General features: G+C 58.0%; 22 protein-coding genes. 9 read left to right on the plus strand and 13 right to left on the minus strand.

The features are described from left to right. Positions 1 to 25: 25 nt before the first annotated feature. On the minus strand, positions 26 to 1,636 hold the full coding sequence (locus OC597_RS04005; RefSeq protein ID WP_261253864.1) for an inorganic phosphate transporter: 1,611 nt from the start codon (positions 1,634 to 1,636) through the stop codon (positions 26 to 28). Positions 1,637 to 1,840: 204 nt separating this feature from the next. On the opposite strand from OC597_RS04005, the gene OC597_RS04010 reads away from it, so the two are divergent. Then, positions 1,841 to 2,869, plus strand: coding sequence for a transporter (locus OC597_RS04010; RefSeq protein WP_262207620.1), 1,029 nt, complete (start codon positions 1,841 to 1,843; stop codon positions 2,867 to 2,869). Here OC597_RS04010 and OC597_RS04015 read toward each other — a convergent pair whose 3' ends face one another. The 9 genes from OC597_RS04015 to OC597_RS04055 all read right to left on the minus strand — a co-directional run bounded on the left by OC597_RS04015 (position 2,870) and on the right by OC597_RS04055 (position 10,329). Further along, on the minus strand, positions 2,870 to 3,403 hold the full coding sequence (locus OC597_RS04015; RefSeq protein WP_261284704.1) for an SRPBCC family protein: 534 nt from the start codon (positions 3,401 to 3,403) through the stop codon (positions 2,870 to 2,872). A gap of 3 nt (positions 3,404 to 3,406) precedes the next feature. Beyond that, on the minus strand, positions 3,407 to 3,754 hold the full coding sequence (locus OC597_RS04020) for an ArsR/SmtB family transcription factor (RefSeq protein ID WP_099062958.1): 348 nt from the start codon (positions 3,752 to 3,754) through the stop codon (positions 3,407 to 3,409). A gap of 90 nt (positions 3,755 to 3,844) precedes the next feature. Next, a complete protein-coding gene (locus OC597_RS04025) occupies positions 3,845 to 5,071 on the minus strand; it encodes a Zn-dependent hydrolase (protein ID WP_262207625.1) in 1,227 nt (408 codons plus the stop codon). Then, positions 5,068 to 5,559, minus strand: a complete 492-nt coding sequence (locus tag OC597_RS04030) for an L-2-amino-thiazoline-4-carboxylic acid hydrolase (protein ID WP_261284702.1) — start codon at positions 5,557 to 5,559, stop codon at positions 5,068 to 5,070. The genes OC597_RS04025 and OC597_RS04030 overlap by 4 nt, the downstream gene beginning before the upstream one ends. 29 nt (positions 5,560 to 5,588) lie before the next feature. Further along, on the minus strand, positions 5,589 to 6,749 hold the full coding sequence (locus OC597_RS04035) for a branched-chain amino acid ABC transporter substrate-binding protein (protein WP_262207627.1): 1,161 nt from the start codon (positions 6,747 to 6,749) through the stop codon (positions 5,589 to 5,591). A 34-nt stretch (positions 6,750 to 6,783) separates the two neighbouring features. After that, positions 6,784 to 7,497 carry an ABC transporter ATP-binding protein gene (locus OC597_RS04040; protein ID WP_262207630.1) on the minus strand — a complete coding sequence of 238 codons (714 nt, stop codon included), beginning with the start codon at positions 7,495 to 7,497 and terminating at the stop codon, positions 6,784 to 6,786. Further along, positions 7,490 to 8,260 (minus strand): ABC transporter ATP-binding protein, encoded by a 771-nt coding sequence (locus tag OC597_RS04045; RefSeq protein ID WP_262207632.1) that lies wholly within the window; start codon positions 8,258 to 8,260, stop codon positions 7,490 to 7,492. The genes OC597_RS04040 and OC597_RS04045 overlap by 8 nt, the downstream gene beginning before the upstream one ends. After that, positions 8,257 to 9,369: an ABC transporter permease subunit gene (locus OC597_RS04050; RefSeq protein ID WP_261253884.1), complete on the minus strand. Its 1,113-nt coding sequence runs from the start codon at positions 9,367 to 9,369 to the stop codon at positions 8,257 to 8,259. The genes OC597_RS04045 and OC597_RS04050 overlap by 4 nt, the downstream gene beginning before the upstream one ends. A gap of 9 nt (positions 9,370 to 9,378) precedes the next feature. After that, positions 9,379 to 10,329, minus strand: a complete 951-nt coding sequence (locus OC597_RS04055) for a branched-chain amino acid ABC transporter permease (RefSeq protein WP_262207636.1) — start codon at positions 10,327 to 10,329, stop codon at positions 9,379 to 9,381. Positions 10,330 to 10,422: 93 nt separating this feature from the next. Between OC597_RS04055 and OC597_RS04060 the strand changes: the two genes are divergently transcribed. From OC597_RS04060 to OC597_RS04070, 3 genes are all read left to right on the plus strand, one after another. Beyond that, positions 10,423 to 11,409: a LysR substrate-binding domain-containing protein gene (locus tag OC597_RS04060; RefSeq protein WP_261255771.1), complete on the plus strand. Its 987-nt coding sequence runs from the start codon at positions 10,423 to 10,425 to the stop codon at positions 11,407 to 11,409. A gap of 85 nt (positions 11,410 to 11,494) precedes the next feature. Then, a complete protein-coding gene (locus OC597_RS04065) occupies positions 11,495 to 13,375 on the plus strand; it encodes a potassium transporter Kup (protein WP_262207639.1) in 1,881 nt (626 codons plus the stop codon). A 101-nt stretch (positions 13,376 to 13,476) separates the two neighbouring features. Next, positions 13,477 to 13,779, plus strand: a complete 303-nt coding sequence (locus OC597_RS04070; RefSeq protein ID WP_261253888.1) for a cupin domain-containing protein — start codon at positions 13,477 to 13,479, stop codon at positions 13,777 to 13,779. Here the strand turns inward: OC597_RS04070 and OC597_RS04075 are convergent, their stop codons facing one another. Beyond that, a complete protein-coding gene (locus OC597_RS04075; RefSeq protein ID WP_261253889.1) occupies positions 13,780 to 14,373 on the minus strand; it encodes a TetR/AcrR family transcriptional regulator in 594 nt (197 codons plus the stop codon). It lies immediately after the preceding gene. 141 nt (positions 14,374 to 14,514) lie between these two features. Between OC597_RS04075 and OC597_RS04080 the strand changes: the two genes are divergently transcribed. The 3 genes from OC597_RS04080 to OC597_RS04090 are packed head-to-tail and all read left to right on the plus strand — an operon-like array spanning position 14,515 to position 17,392. After that, positions 14,515 to 15,570, plus strand: a complete 1,056-nt coding sequence (locus OC597_RS04080; protein WP_262207641.1) for a sugar phosphate isomerase/epimerase family protein — start codon at positions 14,515 to 14,517, stop codon at positions 15,568 to 15,570. 29 nt (positions 15,571 to 15,599) lie between these two features. Further along, positions 15,600 to 16,484: an alpha/beta fold hydrolase gene (locus tag OC597_RS04085; RefSeq protein ID WP_261284695.1), complete on the plus strand. Its 885-nt coding sequence runs from the start codon at positions 15,600 to 15,602 to the stop codon at positions 16,482 to 16,484. Continuing rightward, a complete protein-coding gene (locus OC597_RS04090; protein ID WP_261284694.1) occupies positions 16,484 to 17,392 on the plus strand; it encodes an alpha/beta hydrolase in 909 nt (302 codons plus the stop codon). The genes OC597_RS04085 and OC597_RS04090 overlap by 1 nt, the downstream gene beginning before the upstream one ends. Before the next feature lie 47 nt (positions 17,393 to 17,439). Here the strand turns inward: OC597_RS04090 and OC597_RS04095 are convergent, their stop codons facing one another. Further along, a complete protein-coding gene (locus OC597_RS04095) occupies positions 17,440 to 18,873 on the minus strand; it encodes an NAD-dependent succinate-semialdehyde dehydrogenase (RefSeq protein ID WP_262207643.1) in 1,434 nt (477 codons plus the stop codon). A 214-nt stretch (positions 18,874 to 19,087) separates the two neighbouring features. Between OC597_RS04095 and OC597_RS04100 the strand changes: the two genes are divergently transcribed. Then, positions 19,088 to 19,915 (plus strand): AraC family transcriptional regulator, encoded by an 828-nt coding sequence (locus OC597_RS04100; RefSeq protein WP_261423982.1) that lies wholly within the window; start codon positions 19,088 to 19,090, stop codon positions 19,913 to 19,915. A gap of 83 nt (positions 19,916 to 19,998) precedes the next feature. After that, a complete protein-coding gene (locus tag OC597_RS04105) occupies positions 19,999 to 20,964 on the plus strand; it encodes a DMT family transporter (protein WP_262207644.1) in 966 nt (321 codons plus the stop codon). Positions 20,965 to 20,995: 31 nt separating this feature from the next. On the opposite strand, the gene fusA is transcribed toward OC597_RS04105, so the two are convergent. Then, positions 20,996 to 23,101: an elongation factor G gene (fusA, locus tag OC597_RS04110; protein ID WP_262207646.1), complete on the minus strand. Its 2,106-nt coding sequence runs from the start codon at positions 23,099 to 23,101 to the stop codon at positions 20,996 to 20,998. Positions 23,102 to 23,342 lie beyond the last annotated feature (241 nt).

The following is a 23,342-nucleotide window of genomic DNA, read 5'->3' on the forward strand; positions in this document are numbered from 1 at the left end:
ATTAATTCTCCGTGTTAGCCCGGTTTTAGAAATGGTTGAAGATCCAGTACAGCCCGGCGGAAAGCAGCACCGAGGCCGGTAGCGTCAATACCCAGGCCATCAGCAGATTGCGCAGGGTGGACATTTGCAGGCCGGAGCGGTTGGCCGCCATGGTGCCGGCGATACCGGATGACAGAACGTGAGTGGTGGAGACCGGTAATCCGAAGATGTCCGCGGCGCCAATAGTGGTCATCGCCACCAGTTCGGCGCTGGCGCCCTGGGCATAGGTCAGGTGACTTTTGCCGATCTTCTCACCGACGGTGACCACGATGCGCCGCCAACCGACCATGGTGCCCAGCCCGAGAGCAATCGCCACCACCACCTTGACCCAGAACGGGATAAAGCGGGTGGCGCTGTCCAGGTCGCTTTTCAGGGCATCCAGATTGCGCTGCGAGTCAGCGGATATTTGCAGCTGTTTTTCCGACTTCAGGCGTTTAATGACCTCCGATGCCAGATACATATCGTTACGGGTGTTGGAAACCGCCTGCGCGGGGATCTTATCGACAGAACCGTACTGACGGACCTGATCGCCGATGGCGCCGGTCAGTTGCGCCAGCGCGGGCACCACTTCTGGCGTCAATTCACTGGTGCGGACATACCCGGTTAGCACCTCACGAGGCTGTGCGTGGCTGACCGCCGGGAACTGGCTTATCAATTGGTTTTTGGTGACTTCTGCCAGCGCGGCCACACGCGGGATTTGTTCCGGCGGCATTGAACGGTTCAGTGCGTAGGCGATTGGCATGGTGCCGACCAGGATCAGCATAATCAGGCCCATGCCTTTTTGCCCGTCGTTGGAGCCATGGGCAAAGGAAACGCCGGTACAGGTGAGGATCAGTAAACCGCGGATCCACAGCGGTGGCGGCGAGTCATTCTTGGGGGCGGTATACAGCTGGCGATTTTTGACAAAGACTTTCAGCGCCAGCAACAGCAGGGCGGCAAACACAAAGCCGATCACCGGTGAAAGCAGCAGTGCGTAACCCACCTTAATCGCCTGGCCCCAGTCGACACCGCTGGTGCCGGTGCGCCCGTGGATCAGGGCATTGGCCACCCCAACGCCGATGATTGAGCCAATCAGGGTATGAGACGACGACGCAGGCAACCCGAGCCACCAGGTGCCGAGGTTCCAGATAATCGCCGAGAACAGCAGGGCGTAGACCATGGCGAAACCGTTGCCGGTGCCAGCCTGTAAGATCAACTCGACGGGCAGCAGCGAAATGATGCCAAACGCGACCACGCCGCTGGAGAGCAATACGCCGAGAAAATTAAAGAACCCCGACCACACCACGGCCACCATCGGCGACAATGAATGGGTATAAATAACGGTGGCCACCGCATTGGCGGTATCGTGAAAACCATTAACAAATTCAAAGCCCAGCGCAATCAATAACGCTAACCCCAATAACAGGAACGGCAGGTAACTGGTATATACCGCCCCGGCATCACTGACGTCGTTAAATAAATTCACTCCGGCAAAAGCTATCCCCAGGACTAATAAAAAAACAAAAAAAAGAACAGTGAGTCGACTGTTCTTTTGGTAGATTTTTGGCAGGCTGGACGCGGATGGCATACCCGCCTGAACGGCGCTGTTATCGCTCATAAAGGACCTTCCCGGTAGACTTCATTAGAATACTGACGCTGCGGTACGCTGTTGCCATCAAAGTATTGGGAAATAATGTGACTTTTTTATGACGCTAATATTAATCATCGGGAAAAGTGAAAATAATTAACGTTGGCATTTAAAGGTTGATATAAAGGCGGAAGCCGATTAATTAATGGGTGTGGTTATTCAGGATAAAGGTTTATGGCTCAAGCGGTTGCGGAAAAATTACACAAACTTGATTTTGATGATGAGGTCACCGGGCTGATTTACGGCCACGTATTCCGCACGGCAGAGCCACCGCAGCGGGTGTCTTCGCAGCAGGCATGCCAGGCCTATCAGGCGCTGTTGCCGGGCGAGGGGTTTATCTGGCTGCATCTCAATTTGAACCATGCGGCCGCGGAAAAATGGCTGAAAAACCACTTTGCGATTTCCGACTTTTTCTTCGACGAAATCCGCCACGGTTCCCATACCACCCGCATTGAGCGTCAGGGAGATGACCTGTTCGCCGTTCTCAACGACGTGATTTTTCACCCCAAAGAGAATAATCCGGAGATCGCGACGCTGTGGCTGTATTGTCGCAGCGGGTTAGTGGTGACGGCACGGCACAAGCCGCTGCGTTTGATTGAACGGCTGCTGGGGCGGCTGGGGCCGTTGCAACTGGCGTCGTCTACCGAGTTGCTGGCACATTTGCTGGAGGAACAGGAAGAAGTCCTGGAGCAGGTAGTGCGGCAGGCCAACCAGTATGTCGACACCATTGAAGATCGCCTGCTGAGCAACCATGTGAAGCGTAACCGTACCGAACTGGGGCGCATGCGGCGTATGTTGTTGCGCTTTCAACGCCTGCTGGCACCGGAACCGGCGGCACTGTTTCGCCTGTTGAATCGCCCGCCGACCTGGTTGAGCCGCGACGTCGTTCAGGATCTGCGCCAGTTCACTGAAGAGTTCACCGTGGTGTTAAACGACCTTGCCAGTTTGACCGAGCGCATTCGCCTGTTACAGGAGGAGATCGGCGCCAAGCAGATGGAGCAGAACAACCGCACGCTGTACACCCTGACGGTGATCACCGTCCTGGCGCTGCCGATCAATATCGTTGCCGGTTTCTTCGGGATGAACGTGGGCGGGATCCCACTGGCCAGCAATCACCACGGTTTTATCCTGCTGGTGTTGCTGGTCGGTGGCTTTACGCTGGTAACCGGCTATCTGGCCTTCAGACGCCGGGATGAGGGCTGATTAGAGTCTGGCCCGGTACTCTTCCTCCAGCTTGGCGTGGGTGCTCCAGAACGGCTGTGGCTGACGATCGTGCAGGCGATCGACCAGAATATCCAGATGGGTGTGCCAGCCACCGGCCACGCTGAGCATTTCGTCACGGTTGGCCAGGCGACGGTGGGTGACCGTCAGCAGCACGGCGTTACCCTGTTCGGTCAGCTCGAAGGTCACCTCGGAAGGGCGGTTCTGCCCCTGTTCCGCCCAGGTAAAACTCAGCAGCCGCGGCGGGAACAGGCAGGTGATATGCCCGATATGGCTGACGCTGCAGCCAAGGTTTTTATATTTGGCCGGTGTGGCTTCATGCTCGCCGGTCAGATCGGAATTGCGAAACACCAGCTCAACCTGGGCACCGTTCTCCAGCTTCATGTCGCCGGCGGCCAGCCAGGTGGCGCGTTTGTCGGATTCCGTCAGATAGGCCCAGACCCGTTCGATCGGGCCGGGCAGCAGCCGCTGAATGCGCAGCGTGCCGGTTTCAATAATCATGCCGTAGTCGTTCATAGTTCACTCCTTGGGAGGATGCGGTTCGGGCTGCAGCAGCGCTATTTCCAACGCGTCCAGCCGCTCTGTCCAGAAATGCTCGTAGGTTTTCAGCCATTGCATGGCCTGTGCCATGGGCTCGGGTTCAAGCCGGCAGATATGGTTTCTTCCTTGCACGGTACGCTGCACCAGCCCAGCAAGCTCCAGTGCCTTGATATGCTTGGAAGCGCCGGCAAATGACATCTGCAGCGGCGCAGCCAGTTCACCAATGCTGTGCTCACCACCGGCCAGGGTACGCAGGATCGCGCGCCGCGTCGGGTCGGAAAGTGCACGAAAAATGGCGTCCAGCTGTGAGGAAGATAATTTAACCATATGGTTGAATATAGAACAGGCGGGCTAATATTCAACCAGTTTGTTGAATATTTTTTTCCAGGCCCCGGCCGATTCACCGGGGCTGCGGGGTCAGGCGTGGGTTTGCGCCAGCAGTGCGTTAAGCAACACGTTGGCCCCGGCGGTCGCCCACGCAGGCGAGATGTTTTCCAGTTCGTTGTGGCTGATACCCTCCACGCAGGGAATGAAAATCATCGCCGTAGGTGCCACCCGACTCAGGTAGCAGGCGTCGTGTCCGGCACCGGAAACCATATCACGGTGCGAATAGCCCAGCGCCAGTGCTGCCTGGCGGACGCTGTCGATACAGCCCTGATCAAAGCGAATGGGTTGATACTGGAAGATGCGCTCGGCACTGGCGCTCAGCCCCTGGGTACCGACCTCGGCCACCGCCGCCAGCAGCTGTTGTTCCATCTGTTCCAGCACCGCCTCTTGCGGGTGGCGGAACTCAACGCTGAAGAACACTTTTCCTGGGACCACGTTGCGTGAATTGGGCGTAATTTGAGCCATACCCACGGTGGCACGTGCGTCCGGCATGAAATTCTTGCCGATGGTATTAACTGCCATAACCAGAGTGGCGAAACCGAGCAGGGCGTCACGACGGCGATCCATCGGCGTGGTACCGGCATGGGCGCTAAAACCGGTGATTTCCAGCTCATACCAGCGTTGACCTTGCGCGGTAGTCACTACGCCAATCTCAATGTTTTCCGCCTCGAGGATCGGGCCTTGCTCAATATGCAGCTCAAAGGCGGCGTGGATCGGCATGCCTCCCACCGGGTGTTCACCGGCGTAGCCAATCTGCTGCAACGCCTCACCGAGACTGATGCCTTGTGCATCGCTGCGCGACAGGCCGTAAGCCAGGTCGAACACCCCGGCAAACACCCCGGAGGAAATCATCGCCGGAGCAAAACGTGCACCTTCCTCGTTGGTCCAGTTGACCACTTCCAGCGCTCGCTCGGTGGTGATCTGGCGATCGTTAAGGGTGCGGATCACTTCCAGACCGGCCAGCACGCCATAAATCCCGTCGAAACGGCCGCCGTTGGGCTGGGAGTCAACGTGAGAACCGGTAATTACCGGTGCCAACTCCGGGCGAGTACCCTCACGGCGTAGAAACATATTGCCCATGCGATCAACCCGTACGCTGCAACCGGCTTCCTTCGCCCAGTCACGCAATTGGTCACGTGCCTGACGGTCTTCTTCGCTCAGCGCCAGGCGGGTGACGCCGTCTTTCGGGATGGCGCCGAACTGTGCCATGTCGAGCAGGCTTTGCCACAGGCGTTCGCCATTTACCTGAGGCGTCATTTTTTCTCTCCCTGCGATTTGACGGTGTAGCGGAAATCGCAGCAGGACGCGCCGGACATAATGGTCTGGGTGCGCTGCAGCTCGACATCCGGCGCATAGCCGACGATAAACTGGCTGTCGCGGGCACAGGACAGCAGGTGGCCGATTTCGCCCAGCCCCATCTGGTGGTACATCTCGGCATAACGGCAGCGGGTGACATCATAGTCGAAATGCTGCGGATCCTGGTTGATCACCTTCACCTGCAGCGCATCGTCTTTTTCCCACAGGTACTGCAAGGCGGCGAAACTCTGCAAATCAGCGCCATTCGGCTCCTGCGCGGCAAAGTTTTTACCGGCCTCAATGGCCGCGTTTTCGATGGCCTCGCCAATTACCGCCTGCGCTCGCTCTTTGCCGATCTCACGCACCAGGATTTGGTAGATTGGCTTGATGATTTCCGCCTCTATGCGGCGCCGGGCCAGAATACCCAATTCGTTTTTTGCTTCGCTCATTGCCTTGCTCCTCATTGCCTTGCGGATGGTTATGGTGCTTTTGCGCCGCCCAGTACGCTTTGCGGCTGCCATTTGCCGTCAACCACCCGGTAAAGGGTGAAGCTCGGCTGTTGCAGGTTGCCCTGCGCATCGAATGCAATGGTGCCGGTGACGCCCTGATAATGAATGGCGCGCAGCTTCGGCAGATAATCGGCCGGATCGGCGGACTGCGCCTGCTCGATGGCGGCAATCAATACCCGGGTGGCGTCGTAGGCGAACGGTGCATGCAGTTCGATATGGGTTTTGTAGCGGTCACGGTAGGCTTGCTCAAAAGCCTTGCCGCCCGGCATCTGTTCCAGCGGCAGGCCCGGCTCCAGTGCCACCACGCCTTCACCTTCTTTCTGCGCCAGCGTCAGGAAAGTCTGGCTGACAAAACCGCCGGCGCCCATCAGTGGGGTGTTCATCCCCAGTTGTTTGATGCGGCGGGCCAGCGGGGCGGCCTGCGAGTCCACACCGCCGAAGAAGATCAGATCGGCGTTCTTGCTGCGCAGGGTAGTCAGCACCGCACTGAAATCAACGGTCTTGTCGTCGACATACTCCCGCGCGACCGGTTGGACGCCCTGAGCCGCCAGTGACTTGATAAACTCATCCGCCAGCCCCTGGCCGAACGCAGTGCGATCGTCAATCACCGCAATGTGTTTGGCTTTCAGCACCTTGACCGCATATTCACCGGCATAATTACCGCCGTCGTCATCATGGCCCATCACGCGGAAGCTGGTATCGAACCCTTGTTGAGTATAGCCGTGGCCGGTGGCGACCGGCGCGACCTGGGCAATACCGGCGTCGTGGTAAATGCGGGCCGCCGGAATGCTGGTACCGGTATTCCAGTGGCCGACCACGCCGGCGACGCCTTCGTCCACCAGGCGTTGGGCTACCGCAACGGCGGTACGCGGATCGGACTGATCGTCCTCGGACAGCAGTTTAAAAGTGACCGGCTGGCCTTTCAGCGTCGGTTTCTGGGCGTTGGCATCGGCGATCGCCAACTGCGCGCCATTCTCCAAATCCTTGCCAATACGGGCGGAAGGGCCGGTCAGTGGGCCTGCCAGCCCGATCAGAATAGTTTCATCGGCCAGAACCGGCGATGCCGCGCCCAGGCTGGCCAGAACGGCGGCGGCCAGCGCCAACGGCTTGAAGCGAGTTATCTTGTTCATGTAAAACTCCCGGTGTGATTAAAAGTAAAAACGGTTATTCGCCCAAATAGGCTTGTTTGATTTTTTCATCATCCAGCATGTCGGCAGAGCGGCCACAGTGGCTCAGACTGCCGCTGTCCAGCACATAGGCGCGATCCGTAGATGTCAGTGCCAGTCGGGCATTTTGTTCCACCAAAAGTAGTGTGACACCGTCACGAGAAAGGCTTTTGATGACTTCAAAAATGGCTTCAACCACGATCGGTGCCAAACCCATCGAGGGTTCATCCAGCACCAACAGGCGCGGACGGCTGAGTAACGCCCGGCCGATGGCCACCATCTGTTGTTCACCGCCGGAGAGCAGCCCGGCCTGCTGTTGCAGCCGTTCACGCAGACGCGGAAAAAGAGTGCAAACCTGTTCCAGATCCTGGCGTACTGCCGGTTTGTCATGGCGTGAATAGGCACCAAGCTGCAGGTTTTCTAGCACCGTCATACGGGCGAAAATACCGCGTCCTTCCGGGACCATCACCAGGCCCTGTTGCAATAAGCGATGTGGTGGCATACCGCGAATAGAACGCCCGTCGAACAGGATTTCCCCTTCGAACGGTTGCAGGCCGGTTAGCGCACGCAGGCTGGAGGTTTTGCCTGCACCGTTGGCACCGATCAAGGTCACCTGTTCGCCGCTGTTTACTGTGAAATCGATGCCTTTAACCGCATGAATGCCACCGTAAGACACTTTTAACTGTTTGACTGCCAATAAGGGTTCAGACATGGGCCGCCCCTCCCAGATAAGCGCGGATCACCGCCGGTTCGCGCCGTACCTGTGCTGGTTCGCCTTCGGCGATCACTTTGCCGTAGTCGAGCACCGTCAGGCGATCGCACAGTCCCATCACCAGTTTGACGTCGTGTTCGATCAACAACAGGGTTTTGCCACTCTCGCGGATACGTTGCAGCAGCTCGCGTAGCGCCACCTTCTCGGCGGCGTTCATGCCGGCTGCCGGTTCATCCAGCGCCAGTAATTTAGGTTCGGTGGCCAAGGCTCGGGCGATCTCTAACCGGCGCTGGTGGCCATAGGAAAGATCGCCGGCGCGGTAATGGGCGAACTGACTGATGCCGACATACTCCAGCAGCGCGTGAGATTTCTCCCGCGTGGCTTGTTCTTCCTCGCGGGCGCGCCGATGGCGTGAAATCGCCGCCCACAGACCGTTGCGGGTGCGCAGATGGCAACCAACCATCACGTTTTCCAGGACGCTCATTTCATTAAACAACCGCAGGTTCTGGAAGGTGCGGGCGATACCGGCCTGTGCCACCTTGTCGATGGCCTGCGGCTTGTAGCGGCGGTCCTGCAGGCGAAACTCGCCGCTGTCGGCACGATACAGGCCGGTAATCAGGTTGAAACAGGTGGTTTTGCCCGCACCATTTGGGCCGATCAATCCGTAGATCTCGCCCTGACGAATACTGATGCTGACGTCATCCACCGCGGTCAGCCCGCCAAAGCGTTTACTGACGTGACTGAGTGTGAGAAGTGGTGTCATGAGGCGGCTCCCGGTTGATGACGTGCCGGCCACAGGCCCGCCGGGCGATACAGCATCACCAGGATCAGCGCCAGCCCATAGAACAGTTGGCGAATAATCTCGGGGTCAATCCACACCTGGCCGAATAGCGTCTGTTGCAGGGGGCCCATGGTGCTGCGTAGCAGTTCTGGCAGGGCAGCCAGCAGCAATGCGCCGAGGATCACGCCGGGTATGTGGCCCATACCGCCCAACACCACCATCGCCAATACGGCAATCGACTCTTGCAGGGTGAAGGATTCCGGTGAGACAAAGCCCTGAAACGCCGCAAACAGCGCACCGGCAACACCGCCAAAGGTGGCGCCGATGGCGAAAGCCAGCAGTTTGAAGTTGCGGGTGTTAATGCCCATCGCCCGCGCTGCGTCTTCATCTTCGCGAATGGCGGTCCAGGCGCGGCCAACCCGCGAATGCTGCAGGCGCAGGCAGATAAACAGGATCAGCAACAGCAGGGCGGCGAACAGGTAGTAATAGAGATACAGGGATGAAAAACGGATGCCAAACCACGAATGCATACCGGAAAACTTCAGGCCGAACAGCGTGACCGGATCGATAGCGGAAATCCCCTTTGGGCCGTTGGTGATGTTGAGCGGGCGATCCAGGTTACGCATCAAAATACGTACGATCTCACCGAAGCCCAGCGTGACGATCGCCAGATAGTCCCCACGCAGCCGCAGCGTGGGTGCACCCAGCAGAATGCCGCACAGCGCCGCCAGCAACGCGGCCAGTGGGATCAACAACAGAATCGACAGATGCAGCCCCTGCGGGAACCACTGCAACAGCAGCGGAAATTGTTGAGTGAGGTGCGGGGATGAAAGCAGTGCGGTCAGATAAGCGCCGACCGCGTAAAAAGCGATAAATCCCATGTCCAGCAGGCCGGTGAGGCCGACCACAATGTTCAGACCCAGTGCCAGCATCAGATACAGCAGCGCGAAGTCGATCACCCGCACCCAATAGTTACCGCCGACGGATCCGGCCACCCAGGGGGCCAGCAGCAGGCCGAGCATAAACAGAGCCACGCCAAGTCTGGCGCGGTGCGGGGAGGCGGTGTGCAGAGTCTCGGTCAGAATAGTCATTTTATGTCCTCAGGCGCGGGTGGCGACGCGTTCGCCCAACAGCCCGGATGGGCGCAATACCAACACGGCAATCAATATCAGGAAGGCAAATACGTCCTGATAGTTACTGCCGAAGGTGCCGCCGGTCAGTTCGCCGAGATAACCGGTGCCCAGCGCCTCAAACAACCCCAGCAATAATCCGCCGAGCATTGCACCGCGCAGGTTGCCAATACCGCCCAGTACGGCAGCAGTAAAGGCCTTGATGCCGGGTAAGAAGCCCATGGAGAAACCGGCATTGCCATAGTTGCTGGCCATCATGATGCCCGCCACGGCCGCCAGCGCGCCACCGAGGGCAAAGGTCAGAATGATGATGCGGTTGGGATCGATGCCCATCAGGCCGGCGACCTGCGGGTTTTCTGCCGTGGCGCGCATAGCGCGGCCAAAGCGAGAGTGATCGACCAGCCACAGCAACCCGGCCATCACCAGCACCGCGACCACCAGCGTGGCGATACCGGTACCGGTGATCACGGCGGGTGCGTGTTCGGCGCTACCCTGGGTCAGGGCGATAGGTGACATTGGCAGCAGTTGCGGGAACATTAACGGGTTGCGCGACCAGATCAGCATCGCCAGCGTTTGCAGCAGCAGTGATACGCCAATCCCGCTGATCAGCGGTGCCAGACGCGGGGCATTCCGCAGGCGGCGGTAGGCCAGCCGTTCAATGCTCATCGACACCAGCGCGCAGACCGCCATGGCTACCAGCGCCGCCAGCAACAGCATGATGTAAGGTGACAGACCAGGGAAATGATGTTGCAACACGCCGAGGGTGGACAGAGCGCTCAGCGCGCCGACCATCAGCACATCGCCGTGGGCAAAATTGATAATACGCAGAATGCCGTACACCATGGTGTAACCCAGGGCGATCAACGCATAAATGCTGCCGAGCATCAGTCCGTTGACGGTCTGCTGTACCAGCGTATCCATAGGGAGAGTCCCGAAAAATAATGATTCAGGGAGCTCAGAGTAGAGAGTTAAAGAAAATTGTAAAATACGGAAATATAATTTCTTATACAAAAAATGTGTGTTTTTAATTTATTGATTTATTTGTATATTAATTTTAAATCGTCACTGATATTTAACCAAAATAGTCAACATATGAAAAAAACAGAACAATGCGTCACAGCCTTGCCTAACGATCCACCGCTGCGTGCAGTGCGGGCGTTTGAGGCTATCGCTCGCCTGGGCAGCATTACCGCTGCCGCCAAAGAGCTGGCGATATCCCCGTCGGCGGTCAGTCATCAACTCAAAACGCTGGAGGCCTTTCTGCAAATGCCGCTGACCGAGCGGCAGGGCCGTAACCTGATCTTGCGTAACGAAGGACGGGATTATTACCGCTCGATCCGCTCGGCATTTAACGTATTGCGTCAGGCAACCGAGCAGGTGCGCGAGCAATCGGCTTCCCGGCAGGTCACCATCAGCCTGATCCCGTTGTTCGGCATGGGCTGGTTTATTCCGCGCTTGCACGGATTTCTGCGCGAGAACCCGGATATCGACATCAATGTGGTGTACGCCAACCACCGTAATTACCTCAGTGACGCCGCCGATATTTCGATTCGTTTTGGCGCCGGGCAATGGACCGGTTATCGCAGCGAAAAACTGATGTCCGGCAAAATGGTACCGGTATGCAGCCGGGGGTTTATCAAGTTGCACGGGCTGTTGGACACGCCGGATCAGCTTTCGCCACTGCCGCTGCTGCATGACGAAGAACGCACCACCTGGATGCAATGGTTTCAGTTGGCCGGAGTCCGGCGGCCGCTGCGCAGTACCGGCCCGATGTTTGAAGATGGCTTGCTGACGCTGGCGGCGGTGCAGGCGGGTTTGGGCTGCGCCCTGATGCGTGAACCGTTGATCGTGCCTTATCTCAACAGCGGTGAATTGGTTAAGTTGTTTGATCTGGCGATTGATGACGGCCGAGATTATTACCTGTGCGTAAGGCAGGACACTGAACTGTCGCCGGAGGGTCTGAACCTGCAACGCTGGTTGCTCAACGAGGCCGGGGCCTGAGTGCAATAGGCCAATAAAGGACTCACGCTAACTGCCTGAATTGACTATCCTGATGATATCCTAATGGCTTAGTCAGGAGCTCACAATGACCACAGGGAACGAACCGGAACAGACGCCTAAAATGAGCCTGCCGCTGCTGGCCGGCGGCGCACTGGGGGTGGTGTTCGGCGATATTGGCACCAGCCCGCTGTATACCCTGAAAACCGTGCTGTTTCTCTCCGGAGATGCGCCGTCCCCGCCGGTGATCCTCGGCCTGCTGTCGCTGATTTTCTGGACGCTGGTGATAGTCACTTCGCTGAAATACGCCATGTTCGCCATGCGTATCGATAACCGTGGCGAAGGCGGCATCATGGCGCTGATGTCGTTGTTGGTGAGTAAGAAAAAAATCCGGCCAATGGTGGTGTTCGCCGGCCTGTTTGGTGCGGCGCTGATCTACGGCGATGGGGCCATCACCCCGGCGATCTCGGTGCTGTCGGCACTGGAAGGGTTGAACATCGTGTTGCCCGAATCGCAGCCCTATATCTTGCCGGCGGCGGTGGTGATCCTGATCAGCCTGTTTGCCATTCAGCCGTTGGGCACCGCGCGCATCGGCAAAGTTTTTGGGCCGATCATGGCGCTGTGGTTTTTCTCTATCGCCGCTCTGGGCACCTGGGGCATTATTCAGCATCCGGCCGTCTTGATGGCGTTGAACCCGCTGTACGGCGTTCGATTTCTCTTCTCTAACGGGTTAACCAGCTTCCTGGTGTTGGGCGGCGTTTTCCTCTGCGTGACCGGGGCAGAAGCGCTGTACGCTGACATGGGGCACTTTGGTAAAAAACCGATTTGGCTCGCCTGGTTTGGCATCGTTTTTCCCAGTCTGTTACTGAACTATGCCGGGCAGGCCGCGCTGATCCTGTCCGGTGCTGACGTCACCCAAAATATCTTTTTCCGCTTGTGTCCACCGGTGCTGCAAATTCCGCTGGTGATTTTGGCGACCCTGGCCACCATTATCGCCAGTCAGGCGATCATCAGTGGGGCCTTTTCCATGACCCGCCAGGCGATCCAGCTGGGTTGGCTGCCACGCCTGCGGGTCAAGCAGACCACCGAAGAGAGTTATGGGCAAATTTACATCGGTGCCATCAACTGGCTGCTGATGGCGGTGACGGTGTTTCTGACCGTGTTCTTCAAATCCTCCGATAATTTGGCCGCCGCTTACGGCATTGCGGTTTCGCTCACCATGATCATGACGACCGGGTTGCTGTTTGTGGCGATGCGTGAGGTGTGGCGCTGGGGAACGATTGCCAGCCTGCTGGTGGCCGGCGGTTTCTTTATCGTCGATCTCAGCTTCCTGCTGGCCAACCTCAGCAAGGTGATGCAGGGCGGGTACGTACCACTATTGCTGGCCACCCTGGTGTATGGCGTGATGTTGATCTGGCATCGCGGGGTGATCGCGGCTTCCCGTACCTTGGGCGAAAAGGCTGTGCCGCTGGCGGATTTTCTGGCCCATCTCGAACAGCAGAAAATCCCCCGGGTTCCGGGCACCGCCATCTTTCTTACCCGCACCCTGAGCGGCACGCCGCCGGTGATGAAATGGCACGTCAAACGTAACGGGTCGCTGCATGCCAATGTGTTGGCGCTGCATATCATGATTGTTAACGAGCCCCGGGTGGCAAACGCTGAACGGCTGGTGATGCGACAACAGTCGCCGGGGTTTTGGTGTGGTGTGGCGAGCTATGGTTTTATGGAGCGGCCCCATATTCCCCGCTTGTTGCAGCATGCCGAGGCACAAAAGACCGGGTTGAACTTTGGTGATGCCACCTATTATCTGGGGCATGAAAGCGTGGTGCGCCGTGAAGCCAACGACAGATTGCCGGCCTGGCAACGCAACATTTTTTCGCTGATGGTGCGTAACGGTATGCACGTGACGGATTACTACTATTTGCCGAGCGACCAGGTGGTGGAAATCAGCCGCCGGGTGCCGGTGTGAGCCGTTTGGCTATAGGTTAAAATCAATGGTTATTTAGCCGTTGGCGCGTGAGAAGGTAAATTGCCGTGGCAGCGATGGTGCTGCTTACGGACGAAGCCCTTATGTCATTATTCGATCTCACTGCGTTGGCCGCCGATTTACCCCAGGCATGGCGATCCAGCGTGCTTGGGCGCGTCGGCCCAGCGAATATCAAAGTATTACGGATGGATCAGCGCGAGATTGTCGATGAAGTTCATGACTATCACGAGGGGTTACTGGTGATCTCCGGGCAACTACGGATTGAAGTGCAGGGCGAAGAGATTAGGGTGAATGCCGGGCAACTGTATCAGGCCGCGGCCGGTGTGCCTCACCGGGTGCTGGCAGGTAGCTACGGCACCCTGGTGATATTTGATTTGCCGGAATGATTAACCGCCGCTTTCCAGCGCCAATAGCGCAATCTTGACCGCAGCTTCTAACCGGGGTCGGCTGACGCCATCGCGCGCCTGTACCGACAAACCGTGCAGGAAGGCGGCAAAATAGTCACCGAGGGCATCAGCATCGGTCTGTGGTGGTAATTCACCGGTGGCTATGGCGGCACGCAGTTGGTCAATAATCCCCTGGGTACGTTGCAGGCGGTGCTCTGCCAGCCAGTCTTTGATGCCGCTGTTTTCGTCGCTGACGCTGGCGGCGGAAGAGACCACCATGCAGCCTTGCGGCAGGTCCGCGCGGCTGTAGAGCATCACCGCGTCGTTCAACAGGCGTTTTATCGCCGCGCGAACGCTGCTTTCCTCGCTGAATGCGCGATCGGCAAAGCCACCCTCATGGCTTTCGTAGCTGGCCACCGCTTCGCGGAACAGTAACTCTTTCGAGCCAAACGCCTTATAAATACGGGCGGAGGCAATGCCCAGTTCGGCGACCAAATCCGACAGTGAAGTGCCTTCATATCCCTGACGCCAGAATAGGTCGCGTGCTTTCAGTAACGCTTGTTCGCGGTCGAATTCGCGCGGTCTGCCTGCCATTCCTCTACTCCTGTTAACCTGTTGCTCTGTGAAACAGGATCGCTTAAATCCACTGTAATACCAACGAGTTTTTAAAATTCGCTTGCTGAGAGATTCATTTAAGCCTATTGTTTGTCAATCGACAACAAATTGGAGTTTAGGATGAAAACCATGAAAGGTCCAAGCCTGCATCTGGCACAGTTCAGTGACGATGCCGCCCCCTTTAACAGTCTGCCGGCTATCGCCCACTGGGCGGCGAAAACCGGTTTTAAAGCGCTGCAAATCCCGGCGTGGGACCGTCGCCTGTTTGATTTGGCCACCGCCGCAGAAAGCCAAACCTATTGCGACGATCTGGTCGGCATGCTGGCAGATCACGGGCTGGTGGTCAGTGAACTGACGACCCATATTTTTGGCCAGTTGATGGCGGTGCACCCAGCCTATGACGCATTGTGCGACAGCTTTGCGCCACCGGAACTGCATGGCAACCCGCAGGCACGTGGCGAGTGGGCACATCAGCAGCTGCTGTTGGCCGCCAAAGCCTCTGCACGGCTGGGGTTGAGCGATATGGGCACCTTTTCCGGTTCGCTGGCCTGGCCCTATCTGTTCCCATTCCCGCAGCGTCCGGCGGGGCTGATCGAAACGGCGTTCGATGAACTGGCGAAACGTTGGCTGCCGGTGCTCAATGCCTGCGACGAGCAAGGGATAAACCTGTGTTATGAAATTCACCCCAGTGAAGACCTGCACGACGGTGTGACCTTCGAAATGTTCCATCAGCGCGTTGGGGGCCACCCGCGCTGCCAGATCCTGTTCGACCCGAGTCACTTCGTGCTGCAACAGCTGAACTATCTGGATTACATCGATATTTATAAGGACTTCATCCACATGTTCCACGTCAAGGACGCCGAGTTCAACCCGACCGGGCGGCAGGGCATTTACGGGGGCTATCAGTCGTGGAGCGATCGCGCCGGGCGTTTCCGCTCCCTGGGTGACGGCCAGGTGGATTTCAAAGGGATTTTCTCGCGGCTGACCCAGCATGGATACGCCGGATGGGCGACGCTGGAGTGGGAGTGTTGCCTGAAACACCCGCAGGATGGCGCACGTGAGGGGGCCGCCTTTATTCGTGACCACATCATCAACGTCACCGACAAGGTGTTTGATGATTTTGCCGGTGCGCCGGTTGACCAACAACAAATCAATGCCTTGCTTGGCCTGCGTTAAGCCAGACTATTTCACCACGGAGAACACCAATGACACTGCAAAATAACGGGCCCATGCTGAATGGACCTGAACCCGAACACGTCTATGTGCGAGTAAATGGCAACCGTATTCACTGTGTGACGCTTGGCGAGGGACAGCCGGTATTGCTGATCCCCGGCTGGCCGCAAACCTGGTACACCTGGCGGCATGTGATGCAGGCGCTGGCGGCGGCAGGCTTTAAGGCTATAGCCGTGGATCCGCCGGGCATTGGCGATTCCGACAAGCCTTGCGGCGGTTATGACACCGGCAGCGTGGCCGCCACGTTACACCAGACCATGCTGCAACTGGGTCATCCGCGTTATCAACTGGTTGGTCATGATATTGGCATGTGGATCGGTTATGCGATGGCGAGCGATTTTCCGCAGGCGGTAACGGGACTGGTACTGACGGAAGCGGTGATCCCGGGGTTGGCCCCGGCACCGCCGATTTTTGTGCCGGCGGAGCAAAATATTTTCTTGTGGCACTTCATGTTCAACCAACTGGCAGACCTGCCGGAGGCGTTGACGTTAGGGCGTGAGAGGGAGTATCTCAGCTATATCTTTAACCGCTGGTCCTACCGGCGTGACAGGGTGGCGGCGGAAACTTACATCGCTGCCTATTCGGCACCGGGCAGCCTGCGGGCCGGATTTGACTACTACCGCGCCATTCCGGAAACCATCCGGCAAAACCAGCGCCGTGCCGAAAACCCGCTCAACATGCCGGTGATGACCATTGGTGCGGAACATGCAACCGGTGATGCGCCATTTGTCACCTTACGGGATAACGCCGTTAATCTGCGCGGTGAGACGGTCGCCGACTGCGGTCATTTCATTACCGAAGAGTGCCATGAGGCATTTATCGCCCTGGTGGTGCCTTTCTTGCTGGAGAGTCAGTGATGTCGCTTGATCCACAGATTGCCCGTTTTCTGGCACAAACGGCGGGGGCCGCAGCACCGTCATCCCTGGCGGAGATGCGCGCCGCCACAGAGGCCGGGTTGTTGGCATTGCAGGGCGAGGGTGAAGCCAGCGGCGGTGTCAGGGATGGGCAGGTGACCGCCAATGACGGCCATGAGATCGCCATTCGCGCCTATATGCCCCTGGGTGCGGCAGCGGATGAACCGATGCCTGCGATGCTATACGCCCACGGCGGCGGCTGGTGCTTGGGGTCGCTGGCCTTGTATGACCGACCTTGTCAGGCGCTGGCTAACGCTAGCGGGCGGCTGATCCTGTCGGTCGATTACCGACTGGCACCGGAGCACCCTTATCCACGGCCGTTGGAGGATGTGTATCAGGCGCTGTGCGGAGTGGTTGAACGGGCCGATAAGTGGGGGATCGATGCCTCGCGGATGGCAATTGGCGGTGACAGCGCCGGGGGCAATCTGGCGGCCGCCGTTGCGCTGTTGGCCCGTGACCGGGGTGGCCCGTCTATTGAGCATCAGCTATTGCTGTATCCGGCGTTAAGCCGTGCGATGGATACGGTCAGCTACAAAACGTACGCGCAGGGTTACTTCTTGACGAAAGAAGTAATGGAGTTTTGTTGGGGCCATTATCTGGTTGAAGGGGCTGAGAAGTCCGCCTCTTATGCGGAACCCTTGCATGCCGCGACGTTGCGGCGGCTGCCTCCGGCGACCATTCTTAGCTGCGAGTACGATCCGTTACGCGATGAGGCTGAGCATTATGCGCAGCGGCTGCGGGAGGATGGGGTAGCGGTACGTTGTGAGCGGTTACCAGGCATGGTGCATGCCTGCATTCATATGCTGGGCTTAACCCCGGCAGCGCGAGTGTTATTCGATAAGGTTGGTTGAAAAAAATGCCCCGTATAGAACGGGGCATTGGTCGTTGCCTGTGTTAATTATCGACCGGCGACGGTGACAAAGCGGGTTTCCAGATAGGATTCAATCGCTTCGCTGCCGCCTTCGGTACCGTGACCGGAGTCTTTCACCCCGCCAAACGGCGTTTCCGGCAGGCCGAAACCGATATGGTTGATGCTCAGCATGCCGCTTTCCACATCACGCCCCAATGCCGTTACCGTAGCGATACTGCGGCTGTAGGCATAGGCCGCCAGACCGTAAGGCAGGCGATTGGCCTCGGCAATGGCTTCCTCGTAGGTCGCGAACGGACGCAGCAGGGCGACCGGGCCAAAGGGTTCTTCCGACATTGCCCGGGCACTCAGCGGCACGTCGCGTAACACCGTCGGCTCAAAGAAATTGCCGGGGCCGGCCACGCGCTTGCCGCCGGTAGTGGCTTTGGCGCCCTCGGCGATAGCATCCTTCACGAAGACCTCAATGGCGTCCACGCTGCGTTGCAGCACCATGGGTCCCATGGTCACGCCTTCCTGCAAACCGTTACCCATTTTGATTTCACGCACCGCGGCGGTGAATTTCTCGACAAAGGCTTCATAAACGCCTTGCTGGATCAGGAAACGGGTCGGGGCAATGCACACCTGCCCGGCGTTACGGAACTTGGCCAGTGCCAACTCTTTGGCGGCCGCATCGAGGTCGGCATCGTCAAAAATCAATACCGGCGCGTGACCGCCCAGCTCCATGGTGGCTTTTTTCATATGCTGACCGGCCAGTGCCGCCAGATGCTTGCCGACGCGGGTTGAGCCGGTGAACGAGATCTTGCGAATGGTCGGATGCGGGATCAGGTATTCTGAAATTTCCGCCGGGGTACCGTACACCAGCGCGATCACGCCAGCGGGAACGCCCGCGTCGGCAAAGGCTCTGATCAGCTCCGCCGGTGAGGCCGGGGTTTCTTCCGGCCCTTTGATGATGATTGAGCAACCCGCGGCCAACGCGGCGGACAGCTTGCGCACGATCTGGTTAATCGGGAAGTTCCACGGGGTAAATGCGGCAACCGGCCCCACCGGCAGTTTCAGGGTTTGTTGCTGAACGTCCCGGCTGCGGGACGGGATGATCTGGCCGTAGGTGCGGCTGGCTTCACCGGCAAACCAGTCTATTACGTCTGCCGAGTTAAGAATTTCGACCTTGGCCTGCGCCACCGGTTTGCCCTGTTCCTGGCTCATGATCGTGGCGATTTGCTCCGCCCGCTCACGAAACAGTGCAGCGGCCTTACGCATCAGGTTTGCCCGCTGGTAAGCGGAGGTTTCACGCCAGACTTTAAAACCGCGTTCGGTCGCAGCCAGCGCCAGATCGAGATCGGCGCTGGTGGCGTGTGCCACGCTGCCAATCATCTCATCGGTAGCGGGGTTGGTGACCGGCGTGGTTTTGCCGGCAACTGCGTTGCGCCATTGTCCGTCGATATAGAGTTGAGTATCTGGATACATTGTTGCCTCTTACTTTCAGGGGGGTTAAAGACGGTTTCCCACTCTGTGGTGGGATAATCAACAGGTCGGCGCTGACTTGCAGGCACCAGACGCTGGATAAAATACCCTACGCGCAATGAGCAGCAGCGTCCAGAGCACCGCGTGCGCCACTACTCAAACCTCGCCGCTTTGACTATCATACAGCCACGAGCGGCATTGAGGCAGGGTGGTACGGGTGCAGGGTGTTCCACAGCAGTTTCCCTTTGAAAAAGACAGCGCGCAGTTCCGGCAATTATCACAGGTGCCGGGCGTAGAGCTTTATCACGCCCATATTGAGCGTTATGCCTTTGAACCGCACACTCATGATGCCTTTGCCATAGGTACCGTCGATTTTGGCGCTGAGCGTTTTCGCTATCGTGGGGCGCAACATCGGGCGGCACCGGGTTCACTGGTGCTGATGAATCCGGATGAGCTGCATACCGGCGAGGCAGAAACCGCCGGGGGCTGGAATTACCGTATGCTATATCTGGAGCCGGCCACGCTGGAGCGGTTGTCCGGCGAGCAGGGGTTCTGGTTCACCGATGCGGTACGCCAGGATCCACTGGCGGCACAGCAATTATCAACCACGCTGGCGGCACTGTGGCAAGCCGATGACGCACTGACCATTGACCACCTGTTACTGCAGGTGGTGGCCATTTTCCGCCCGCATATTCAGGCCGCCCGACCGCTGAAGGCGGAAGCCACGCACCGTTTTGATATCGTCAAAAGCTATCTGCAGGATAACTTCGCCACCGTCATTACGTTGGATCAGTTGGCGGCACTGGTTTCCCTCAGCCCCTATCATTTCCAACGTAAATTCAAAGCCGAATACCATGTCTCCCCTCAACAGATGCTGATGGCGATCCGTCTGTCACAGGCCAAACAGATGCTGGGGCGCGGTATGCCCGCGGCGCAAGTGGCGGTGGCGGCGGGGCTAACCGATCAGGCTCATTTGACGCGGGCTTTCGCTAACCGTTACGGTGTCACGCCAGTGCGTTACCAAAAACAGGTCACGGCCCGCTAAAACAGCAACCTGCTACAATATTCCTTCGCCAAAGTCGGCTAGCCTGACCCCAGGTTTTATTCACGGGTTCTGATGGAGTCACTATGTTTGCTGGCGTGTTATTTGCCCTGTCTGCGGGGTTGATGTGGGGCTTGATTTTTGTTGGCCCGGTGCTGATCCCGGAATATCCGGCGGCGTTACAGTCCACCGGCCGCTACCTGGCTTTTGGCTTAATCGCTTTGCCGTTGGCGTGGCTGGATCGTCAGCGACTGAAAAAGTTACGGCGTAACGACTGGCGGGAGGCACTGAAGCTGACGGCGATCGGTAACCTGCTGTATTACCTGTGCCTGGCCAGCGCCATTCAGCGCACCGGGGCACCGGTATCCACCATGATTATCGGCACGTTGCCGGTGGTGATCTCGGTGACCGCCAACCTGTTTTACAGCCGGCACGACGGACGCCTTTCCTGGCGCAAACTGACGCCGGCGCTGATATTAATCGCCTGTGGACTGGCGCTGGTTAACGTTGCCGAACTGCAGGGCAATAGCGCACCGGTTGACGTCTGGCGTTATACCAGCGGGCTGGGGTTGGCGCTGGTCGCCGTGGCATGCTGGACCTGGTTCCCCCTACGCAATGCCCGTTGGCTGCGGGAAAACCCTAACCAAAGGCCTGCCACCTGGGCGACCGCGCAGGGCCTGGTCACCTTGCCGCTGGCACTGGTTGGTTATCTGTTGGTCTGCGGCCAACTGGCGCTCACCCAGCCGGCGTTTGCGCTGCCATTTGGGCCAAGGCCGGAGGTGTTTGTGCCCTTGATGATCGCTATCGGCATGCTGTGTTCCTGGATAGGTGCGCTGTGCTGGAATGAGGCGAGCCAGCGTTTGCCGACGGTGTTGGTGGGGCCGCTGATTGTCTTCGAAATTCTGGCGGGGCTGGCTTACACCTTTATGCTGCGTCAGGCCTGGCCGCCGCTGTTGACGCTGGGCGGTATTGCCTGCCTGATTATCGGGGTGGTGTACGCGATGCGGATTAAGCCGCAGCCGGTGGTGGTGTCTCTGGCCGCGAAAGAGTGAAGCCTGCCGCTGTGGGCGGCAGGCGATGAGGTTATTTTTTACTGTGGTGAATGATCTCTTCAGCCACGTTGCGCGGCGCTTCGGCGTAGTGGCTGAATTCCATGGTGTAGGTAGCACGCCCCTGCGACATTGAGCGCAGGGTGGTGGAATAGCCGAACATCTCGGACAGCGGTACCTTGGCGTGAATTTCTTTGCCGCCACCGCCCGGGATATCCTCCATCCCCTGTACCATACCGCGTCGTGAAGACAGGTCGCCCATCACGCTACCTGCGTAGTCTTCGGGCGTTTCTACCTCTACGGACATGATTGGCTCGAGGATCGCCGGATCGGCCTGGCGGCAGGCTTCTTTGAAGCCGAAGATCGCCGCCATGCGGAAGGCCTGTTCCGAAGAGTCGACGTCGTGGTAAGAGCCGAAGGTCAGGTGTACCTTGACATCTACCACCTGATAACCGGCCAGTACGCCATTACTCAGCGCCTCCAGCAGGCCTTTTTTCACCGCCGGGATAAACTCGCCCGGGATCACGCCGCCCTTGATCTCATCTAAAAACTCGAAGCCTTTACCCGGTTCATTCGGTTCAACCGTCAACACCACGTGGCCGTACTGGCCTTTACCGCCAGACTGGCGCACAAACTTGCCTTCCACATCGGTAACGCGCTTGCGGATAGTCTCGCGGTAAGACACCTGAGGTTTGCCGGTGGTGGTTTCCACACCAAACTCGCGGCGCATGCGGTCGACGATGATCTCCAGGTGCAATTCGCCCATGCCGTAAATAATGGTCTGGCCGGAATCCTCATCGGTGCGCACGCGGAACGACGGATCTTCGGAGGTGAGACGCTGCAGCGCAATGCCCATTTTCTCCTGGTCGGCTTTGGTTTTCGGCTCGATGGCCTGTGCGATCACTGGTTCCGGGAAGACCATTTTTTCCAACGTGATGATGGCAGCCGGATCACATAACGTATCGCCGGTGGTGACGTCTTTTAGCCCCACGCAGGCGGCGATATCACCGGCGTGCAGTTCCTCGACATCCTTGCGATCGTTAGCGTGCATTTGCACAATGCGGCCGATGCGCTCTTTCTTGTCTTTTACCGGGTTGTAGACGCTGCTGCCTTTGGTTAGCACGCCGGAATAGACCCGCACAAAGGTTAGCTGGCCGACGAAGGGGTCGGTCATCAGTTTGAACGCCAGCGCCGAGAATTTTTCATCATCGGCGGCACGGCGGATAACGATATTGTCGTGCTGGTCATGGCCTTCCATTGGCGGAACGTCGAGCGGTGAGGGCATCAGTTCGATTACCGCATCCAGCATGCGCTGCACGCCTTTGTTACGAAAAGCCGAGCCGCACAGCATTGGCTGGATTTCACCGGCCACGGTACGCAGGCGTAGACCACGGACGATCTCTTCTTCGCTCAACGGCACCTGATTGAGGTATTTGTCCATCAACTCTTCCGAGCCTTCGGCGGCGGCTTCGATCATTTTGTCTCGCCATTCCTGTGCGGAATCGCGCAGCTCGGCGGGGATCTCTTCAAAGCTGAAGCTCATACCCTGGGACGCCTCGTCCCACAGGATGGCTTTCATACGCACTAAATCCACCACGCCGGTGAAATGGTCTTCGGCACCTATCGGGATGACGATCGGTACCGGGTTGGCTTTCAGGCGTTCGATCATCATTTTGCGCACGCGGAAAAAGTCAGCGCCAACGCGGTCCATTTTGTTGACGAACGCCAGCCGCGGCACCTTGTATTTATTGGCCTGTCGCCAGACGGTTTCTGACTGTGGCTGTACACCGCCCACCGAGTCATAAACCATCACCGCACCGTCCAGGACGCGCATGGAACGCTCGACCTCAATGGTGAAGTCCACGTGCCCCGGGGTGTCGATAATATTGATGCGATGCTGCGGATAATTATGCTGCATGCCGTTCCAGAAACAGGTGGTCGCCGCCGAGGTAATGGTAATCCCACGTTCCTGCTCCTGTGCCATCCAGTCCATGGTGGCGGCACCGTCGTGCACTTCGCCCAGCTTGTGACTGACCCCGGTGTAAAACAGAATCCGCTCGGTGGTGGTGGTTTTGCCGGCATCAATGTGCGCCGAGATGCCGATATTGCGGTAGCGTTCGAGGGGGGTAGTACGTGCCATAATTAACCTTTCTTAGCCGCATTAAAGAACAGCGGCTCAAACAGTATGAATAATTATGATAATCCTCTGTGGGTTATCTCCGGACGGGCGAATGATTACACCGGTCACAGACTAATCGTAGTTGATGAAGGGGGTTTTAGTATTCGATGGCTGCGATAGGTTTTATCTTTCTGAACGGCGGGGAAGCAGACGGCTAATAAAGTCGGCTTTGGCCAACTGGCCTGAATAGCTGGGGCACCAA

The organism is Serratia proteamaculans (assembly GCF_946227095.1).
Classification (GTDB): Bacteria; Pseudomonadota; Gammaproteobacteria; order Enterobacterales; family Enterobacteriaceae; genus Serratia; species Serratia proteamaculans_E.